General features: G+C 75.6%; 8 protein-coding genes. 4 read left to right on the plus strand and 4 right to left on the minus strand.

The window, feature by feature from the left end:
• Positions 1 to 59 precede the first annotated feature (59 nt).
• From ACFUVW_RS17835 to glp, 4 genes are all read right to left on the minus strand, one after another.
• Entirely contained in the window at positions 60 to 2,312 is a 2,253-nt protein-coding gene (locus ACFUVW_RS17835) for a PhoX family protein (protein ID WP_430572646.1), read from the minus strand.
• A 119-nt stretch (positions 2,313 to 2,431) separates the two neighbouring features.
• Positions 2,432 to 3,463: a molybdenum cofactor biosynthesis protein MoaE gene (locus ACFUVW_RS17840; RefSeq protein WP_430572647.1), complete on the minus strand. Its 1,032-nt coding sequence runs from the start codon at positions 3,461 to 3,463 to the stop codon at positions 2,432 to 2,434.
• On the minus strand, positions 3,460 to 3,996 hold the full coding sequence (gene moaC, locus ACFUVW_RS17845; protein WP_430572648.1) for a cyclic pyranopterin monophosphate synthase MoaC: 537 nt from the start codon (positions 3,994 to 3,996) through the stop codon (positions 3,460 to 3,462). The genes ACFUVW_RS17840 and moaC overlap by 4 nt, the downstream gene beginning before the upstream one ends.
• Positions 3,993 to 5,282, minus strand: coding sequence for a gephyrin-like molybdotransferase Glp (glp, locus tag ACFUVW_RS17850; protein WP_430572649.1), 1,290 nt, complete (start codon positions 5,280 to 5,282; stop codon positions 3,993 to 3,995). The genes moaC and glp overlap by 4 nt, the downstream gene beginning before the upstream one ends.
• Before the next feature lie 91 nt (positions 5,283 to 5,373).
• On the opposite strand from glp, the gene ACFUVW_RS17855 reads away from it, so the two are divergent.
• From ACFUVW_RS17855 to ACFUVW_RS17870, 4 genes are all read left to right on the plus strand, one after another.
• Positions 5,374 to 5,769 carry a molybdopterin-binding protein gene (locus ACFUVW_RS17855; protein ID WP_430572650.1) on the plus strand — a complete coding sequence of 132 codons (396 nt, stop codon included), beginning with the start codon at positions 5,374 to 5,376 and terminating at the stop codon, positions 5,767 to 5,769.
• Between the two features lie 2 nt (positions 5,770 to 5,771).
• Entirely contained in the window at positions 5,772 to 6,566 is a 795-nt protein-coding gene (gene modA, locus ACFUVW_RS17860; protein ID WP_430572653.1) for a molybdate ABC transporter substrate-binding protein, read from the plus strand.
• Positions 6,567 to 6,572: 6 nt separating this feature from the next.
• The gene (locus tag ACFUVW_RS17865; RefSeq protein WP_430572651.1) at positions 6,573 to 7,379 is read left to right on the plus strand and encodes an ABC transporter permease; all 807 of its coding nucleotides are present in this window, start codon (positions 6,573 to 6,575) and stop codon (positions 7,377 to 7,379) included.
• Positions 7,376 to 7,720 (plus strand): ATP-binding cassette domain-containing protein (locus ACFUVW_RS17870; RefSeq protein WP_430572652.1); only part of this gene is annotated, 345 nt, incomplete at its 3' end. The genes ACFUVW_RS17865 and ACFUVW_RS17870, both read left to right, overlap by 4 nt.

Here is a 7,720-nt window from a genome sequence, read left to right on the forward strand (position 1 = left end):
GGCCCTGTCGCGGCCTCTCTATCTCGCGACTCGGGGTTCTCTATCTCGCGACCAGGGGGTCAGCGGCGGCGGGGCCACGGGAACGGCCCGGGGCCGTCCCAGCGGTCGCCGTCCCTGCCGTGACCGTTCCCGTTCCCGTTCCCGTTCCCATGGCCGTGGCCGTTCCCGTGACCGTGGCCGGGGTGCTCGCCGCGGCCGGCCTTGTAGACCTGGATCGTCGACGGCCGGGGGCCGCGCCAGGCGCCGGCGGGGGCTCGCTCGCCCTCGGCGAGGTAGTCGGGGAAGTAGGAGTTCGGCGCGTCGAAGGTGCCGTCCTCGCCCGGGTGCTGCACGTTGACGTAGACCATCGCGTCGCGCGAGTCGACGACCGGCCCGCAGGTCTCGGCGTCGCGCGGCACGGACAGGAACTGCTCCACCCGGCCCCGCTGGCGACCCGTGAGGGTCACCTTGAACAGTCCGTCGCACTTCTGGATGGTCGACGGGGCGCCGTCCGTGGAGATCCACAGGTTGCCCTCGGCGTCGAACGCGAGGTTGTCCGGGCACGAGATCGGCGAGACCCGGTCGGCCGGGAAGCCGGAGAAGTACGTCGAGCCGTTCACCGACGGGTCGCCGGCGACGAGCAGCAGGTTCCAGGTGAACGTCGTGGCGGTCTGGTCGCCGCGGTCCTCGATGATCTCCACCACGTGGCCGTCGCGGTTGGTGGTGCGGGGGTTGGGCTCGGTGGCGCCCTCCTTGCCCTCCTTGCCGCGGTCGGTGTTGTTGGTGCACGCCACGTAGATGCGGCCGGTGAGCGGGTTCGGCTCCACGTCCTCCGGGCGGTCCATCTTGGTGGCGCCGACGGCGTCCGCGGCCAGCCGCGTGAAGACGAGCACCTCCTCGACCGTCATCCCGGGCACGCGCGACTCGCCGTCCTTCACGAGCGGGATCCACTCGCCGGTGCCGTCGAACCCGCCGTCGGAGGGCACCGCGCCCGAGCCGTCGATCTCCGACGCCGGGGAGTCGCCCCGGAACCGCGCGACGTACAGGTCGCCCTCGGACAGCAGGGTCTTGTTGTGGCGGCGCGCCCACCGGCTGCTGCCCTCGCGGAAGCGGTTCTTCGACACGAACTTGTACACGTAGTCGAAGCGCTCGTCGTCGCCCATGTACGCGACCGCGTGACCGCGCTTCGACAGGATGACGTTGGCGCCCTCGTGCTTGAAGCGGCCCATCGCCGTGTGCTTCACGGGCGCCTCGTCGGGCTCGTACGGGTCGACCTCGACGATCCAGCCGAAGCGGTGGCTCTCGTACTCGTAGCCGGGGTTGCGACCGTCGAACCGCGGGTCGTCGAGCTCCCAGCCGTAGCTCGTCGCCGCGTCCTTGAGGCCGTACCGCGCGTCGCGCGGGTCCTTGCCGTTGACGCGGAAGTTGGCGTTGTAGTTCTCCTCGCCGGAGACGACGGTGCCCCACGGCGTCGTCCCGCCCGCGCAGTTGTTCAGCGTGCCGCGCACGCGGGTGCCGCTCGGGTCCTCGACCGTCTTCATGAGGTACGAGCCGGCCGCCGGGCCGTCCACGCGGAACTCGGTGTCCACGGTGATGCGGCGGTTGTAGCGGCTGATCCGCGAGTAGGTCCACGGCGAGCCCTCGCGGTCGCGGCGCACCTCGACGACGGACAGCCCCCAGGCCGCGCGCTCGATGGCGCGGCGCGTGGCGGCGTCGTACGAGTCGTCGAACATGATCCCGGCGTTGGTGTACTCGTGGTTGCTCACGAGCAGGCCGCGCGTGCCGCGCTTCGTCTTCCCGTGCGGGCGGACGTCGTCCGGGTCGGCCGGGAGGATGTCGAGGTAGTCGACGTTGTAGCCGAACTGCTTGGCCTGCTGCTCCGGCGTCTGGCGCGCGGCGTCGAACGCGCGACCGCCGGGCAGGATCGGGTCGCCCCAACGGATGATCGGCGACCACTCGTACCCCTCGGGCACGACGAACGCGTCGACCGCGGCGTCCTGCGGCGCGATGGCGCCGAACGCGAGGCCCTTGCCCGCGCCGTGCCCGCGGCCGGCGGCGACGGCGCTCGCGCCGGGCGCGCCCGCCACCTGGGCGCCGACGACGACCGTGGCGGCCGCGGCGGCGAGACCGCCGAGCATGACGCGGCGGGACAGCGCCCGCGCCGCGACGTCGCGGAAGTACTCGTTGGCGGACTCGTTGGGCGCGGGGTGCGAGCACGCGTCGGCACACTTGAGCCGGCACGTGACCGGGCTGCGCTTGCCGCGCGCGTAGTGAGGGTCGTGAGGCGCGGCCGCGAGCTCCAGCAGCGGGCGCGACTCGGGGGCGATCGTCATCGGGCACTCCTGAGGGTGGGACAGGGGGGTGACGTGCCCGAACGTAGGGAGCACCGGTGGCGTCACGTCGTCGTGACACCGACCCTCAGGTGAACAGCAGGTGACCTGCGCGTTCGGCCTCAGCCGAGCGAGGCCACCCACTCCGACGTGCCGTCGGCGAAGCCCTGCTCCTTCCAGATCGGCACCTCGGCCTTGAGCTCCTCGACCAGGTCCGACGCGGCGGTGAACGCCGCCTGCCGGTGCCCCGCCGCCACGGCCGCCACCACCGCGACGTCGCCTATCGACAGGTCGCCGGTCCGGTGCACGACGGCGACGCGCACGCGGTCCCCCGTCGCCGCGGCCGTGCGGCGCGCGACGCGGTCCGCCACCTCCCGCAGCACCGTCGCCGCGTCCGGGTGCGCCTCGTAGTGCAGCCGTGCGACCCCGCGCCCGCCGTCGTGGTCGCGCACGTAGCCGGTGAACGTCGCCACCGCGCCGCACGCGTCGTCGCGCACCAGTGCCCCGAGCTCCGCCACCAGCGGGTCCAGGGCCGAGTCGACGACGTCGGCACGCAGCACCTCCGCCTCGCCGGTCGAGGTGCCGGGTTCGAGGGCCGGGGCCGGATGGTCGCCGCCGGCGAGCTGGTCCACGGCGTGCGGCAGCACCTCGGCGAGCGCGTCGAGCCCGTCGGTCACGCCGCCGACGGAGCCGGGCAGGTTGAGGACCAGCGTGCGCCCGGCGACCCCGGCGACGCCGCGGGACAGCGCCGCCGCCGGGACGGCCCGCTTCGCCGGGTCCGTGGGCGTGAGGGAGCGGGCGCGGACGAGCTCGGCGATCCCGGGGACCTCGCGGTCGAGGACGGCGCGCGTCGCCTCCGGGGTGCGGTCGCGCGGGCCGAGCCCGGTGCCGCCGCTGGTGACGATGAGATGCGGCACGTCGTCCGGCGCCGCCACGAGGAGTGCCGCGAGCGCCTCGCGCACCGGCTCGCCGTCGTGCACGACGACGGGCGGCGACGTGCGCCAGCCACGGGCGGCGAACCACGCGACGGCCGCCGGGCCCGAGCGGTCCTCGTACTCCCCCGCCGCCGCACGGTCGGAGGCGACGACGACGGCGACGCGGCGCTGGGGGTGCCCGTCGTCGTGCGTGCCGTGGTGATCGTGGGTGCCGGTCATGCGTCCTCCCCGCCCGCGTCGGCCGCCGCGCGCGCCCAGTCGCCCGACTTGCCGCCCGACTTCGCGACGACCTGCACGTCGGTGAGCACGGCGGCCTTGTCCACGGCCTTGATCATGTCGTAGAGCGTCAGCCCGGCGACCGTCACCGCGGTGAGCGCCTCCATCTCGACGCCGGTGCGGCCGGTGGTGCGCACGGTCGCGGTGATCGCCACCGTGCCGGACCCGGCGGGAGCGGGCACGACGTCGATCTCCACGCCGGAGATCGGTAGCGGGTGGCACAGCGGCACGAGGTCGGGCGTGCGCTTGGCGCCCAGGATCCCGGCGATGCGGGCGGTGGCGATCGCCTCGCCCTTCGGCAGGTCGCCCGACGCGATCCGCGCGACGACGTCGGCGCGCGTGCGCAGCACGCCCGTCGCGGTGGCCTGGCGCTTCGTCACGTCCTTGGCGGAGACGTCGACCATGTGCGCCGCGCCGTCGGCCCGGTAGTGGGACAGGCCCTGCGTCGGGTCGGTGGGGTCGGTCGGGTCGGTCAACGGAGCTCCTGGTAGTCGACGGGGTCGCCGGCGTCGAGGTGCGCGACGCCGGGCGGCACGTGCACGAGGACCGTCGCCGCGGCGAGGTGGGTCAGCAGGTGGGAGCCGGGGCCGCCGGTCATGCGCACGCGCCCGTCGGCGTCGAGCGTGCCACGCCGCACCTGGTGCAGGGCGGGCGGCGAGTCGAGCGGCTCGGCGAGGGGCGCGCGGCCGGTGGCCCGGCGGGCGGGCGCCGCGCCCGTCGCCGCGGCGAGCACCGGGCGCAGGAACAGCTCGAAGGACACGTACGCGCTGACCGGGTTGCCGGGGAACGCCACGAGCGGCACGTCCAGCCCGGACCGGAGGGTCACCGTGCCGAGGCCCTGCGGCCCGCCCGGCTGGACGGCGACGTGCCCGAACCAGGCGCCCGTGAGCGTCTGGCGCACCACCTCGTACGCCCCCGCGGAGACGCCGCCGGTCGTGACGACGAGGGCGACGTCGCCCGGCGCGTCGGCGAGCACCCGGAGCAGCGCGTCGGCCCGGTCCGGCGCGACGCGGGTCGTGACGCGGGCGCCCGCCTGCCCGAGCGCGGCGGTGAGCGCCGCCCCGTTGGCGTCGTGCACCTGCGCCGGGCCGAGCGGCGCGCCCGCCGGGGCCAGCTCCGAGCCGGTGGAGACGAGCAGCACGTGCGGCGGCGGCGCGACCTCGACGGTCGTGACGCCCGCGGCGACGAGCGCCCCGAGCTGCGACGCGCCCAGCGGCGTCCCGGCGGGGACCAGCACGTCGCCGGCCGCGACGTCGGAGCCCGCGGTGCGCACGAACGTGCCCGCCGCGACGGGCGCGGCGAACCGGACCTCCGCGGAGGTCGCCGGGTCCGGGAAGCGCGGCGGGTCCGCGTCCTCGATCCGGACGACGGCGTCGGCCCCGGCGGGCACGGGCGCCCCGGTCATCACGGGCGCCGCGGCGCCCGGGCCCAGCGGCGGCGGCTGGGTGCCGGCGGGGACGGGGGCGACGACAGGCAGAACCACCGGGACGTCGGCGGACGCCCCGGCGACGTCGGCCGCACGCACCGCGTACCCGTCCATCTGGGAGTTGTCGAAGCCGGGCAGCGCGACGGCGGCCGTCGCGTCGCGCGCCAGCACCCGCGGCGAGAGCCCCGCGCCCGCCCCCACCTGCGTCAGCAGCGTCGCGACGTCGACCCGCGCGGACGCCCGACCGCGCGCCGCCGCCAGGGCGGGCTCGACCACCTCGGCCACCGCGGCCGCGTGGGCGGCCACCGACCGCCGCTGCGTCACGTCGTCATGCACGGGCGTCAGCCTATGTCCCCCGCCGCCCGTGGTCCCCGGCGAGGGCCGCCCCCACAGCGCTCCCCGCAGATGCGGGGCTATGCTTCTACTCGTGCCGCACATGCGAGTTTCGGAAGCGTCCGTGTACCTCGGCGTCAGCGACGACACGGTGCGCCGGTGGATCGACCGCGGGCTGCTCGGGTCCACGACGGACGCGTCGGGGCGCAAGGTCGTCGACGGGTACGAGGTGGCGATGGTGGCGCGCGAGCACGCGACCGTCCCCGCGCTGCCGGGCCGGATGAAGAGCTCGGCGCGCAACCGCTTCGTCGGGCTCGTCACCGACATCCAGAGCGACCCGGTCATGTCGCAGGTGGAGCTGCAGTGCGGGCCGTTCCGCGTGGTGTCGCTCATGAGCAGCGAGGCCGTGCGCGACCTCGGGCTCGAGCGCGGCTCCGTCGCGGTCGCGGTCATCAAGTCGACGACCGTCGTGATCGAGGCGGAGGCGTGAGCATGCCGACAGTCCGGGGACGCCGCCTGAGGAAGCACGTCGCCGTCGGCGCCGCGGCGCTCGCCGTGACCGCGCTGGCCGGCTGCGGCACGTCGGCGTCGGGGGCCGACGGCGAGGACGCCGGCACCACGACGCTCACCGTGTTCGCCGCGGCGTCCCTGAAGGGCTCGTTCGAGGACCTCGCCGTGCAGTTCGAGGCCGCGCACGACGGCGTGGACGTGCAGCTCGGCTTCGCCGGGTCTTCCGACCTGGTGGCGCAGATCCAGCAGGGCGCGCCGGCCGACGTCTTCGCCTCCGCCGACACGGCGACCATGGACAGGCTCGTCGCCGACGACCTGGTCGGCGCCCCGCAGGACTTCGCCACCAACACGCTGGAGATCGCCGTCCCGCCGGGCAACCCGGCCGGCGTCGAGTCCCTGCAGGACCTCGCCGACCCGGACGTGAAGCTCGTGCTGTGCGCGCCGGAGGTGCCGTGCGGGGCGGCCTCCGCGAAGGTCGCCGACGCCGCGGGCCTGGACCTGCGGCCGGTGAGCGAGGAGCAGAGCGTCACCGACGTGCTCGGCAAGGTGACCGCCGGCGAGGCGGACGCCGGGCTCGTGTACGTCACGGACGTCGCCGCCGCGGGGGACGACGTCGAGGGCGTCGAGTTCGCCGAGTCGGCCGAGGCCGTCAACACCTACCCGATCGCCCCGGTGGCCGACGCGGACCAGGCGGAGCTCGCCCAGGAGTTCGTCGACCTCGTCCTGTCGGACGACGGGCAGCGGACGCTCGCGGGCTTCGGCTTCGCGGGACCGTAGGTGCCCGTGCGAGTCCCGACGCGATCCACCGGCGAAGCCGCCGTCGGCCTGCCCCGGTGGGCGTTCGCGCCCGCCGCGGTGGGCGGCCTGTTCGTGCTGCTGCCTCTGGTGGCGATGGCGACGCGGGTCGACTGGTCGAGCTACTGGGAGCTGATCAGCAGCGAGTCCGCGCGGGCCGCGCTGCTGCTCAGCCTGCAGACGTCGGCCGCGAGCACGGTGGCGTGCCTCGTGCTCGGGGTCCCGATGGCGCTGGTGCTGGCGCGGTGCCGCTTCCCCGGCATCGACCTGCTGCGCTCGCTGGTGATGGTGCCGCTGGTGCTCCCGCCCGTGGTGGGCGGCATCGCGCTGCTCTACACGTTCGGCCGCCGCGGCCTGCTCGGCGAGACGCTCGAGGTCGCGGGCCTGCAGGTCGCGTTCTCGACGACGGCGGTGGTGCTGGCGCAGACGTTCGTCGCGCTGCCGTTCCTCGTGACGAGCCTCGAGGGGGCCCTGCGCACGGCGGGCGCCCGCTACGAGGTGGTCGCGGCGTCGCTCGGCGCGCGCCCGACGACGGTGCTGCGCCGCGTGACCCTCCCCCTCGTGTGGCCGGGCCTGCTGTCCGGGGCGGTGCTGTCGTTCGCCCGCGCCCTCGGCGAGTTCGGCGCCACCATCACGTTCGCCGGCAGCCTGCAGGGCGTCACGCGCACCCTGCCGCTCGAGATCTACCTGCAGCGCGAGACCGATCCCGACGCCGCCGTCGCGCTGTCCCTGCTGCTCGTCGTCGTCGCCGTCCTCGTCATCGCCGCCACGCGCCGGGACCGGGGCCCGCGGTGACCCTGACGTTCGCCGCCACGCTGCCCGCCCGCGGGTTCGACGTCGAGCTCGACGTCGCCGAGGGCCGCACCCTCGCCCTGCTCGGCCCCAACGGGGCGGGCAAGTCGACGGCGCTCGGTCTGGTCGCCGGCACGCTGCGACCCCACGACGGGCGCATCGCCCTCGACGGGCGCCCCCTGGTGCGCGCCGACGGCGGCCGCATCCGGACCTGGGTGCCGCCGCACGCCCGGCACGTCGCGCTCCTGGCGCAGGAGCCCCTGCTGTTCCCGCACCTGTCCGTGCGGCAGAACGTGGCCTTCGGCCCGCGGTCCCAAGGCGTCCGACGGCGCGCGGCCGACGCC

It is taken from the genome of Isoptericola sp. NPDC057391 (assembly GCF_042668085.1).
GTDB lineage: Bacteria > Actinomycetota > Actinomycetes > Actinomycetales > Cellulomonadaceae > Isoptericola.

Coding starts and splice junctions, on each gene's coding strand:
- ACFUVW_RS17840 (WP_430572647.1), bottom strand. CDS start 3,463: ATGACCGGCACCCACGATCACCACGGCACGCACGACGACGGGCACCCC.
- modA (WP_430572653.1), top strand. CDS start 5,772: ATGCCGACAGTCCGGGGACGCCGCCTGAGGAAGCACGTCGCCGTCGGC.
- ACFUVW_RS17835 (WP_430572646.1), bottom strand. CDS start 2,312: ATGACGATCGCCCCCGAGTCGCGCCCGCTGCTGGAGCTCGCGGCCGCG.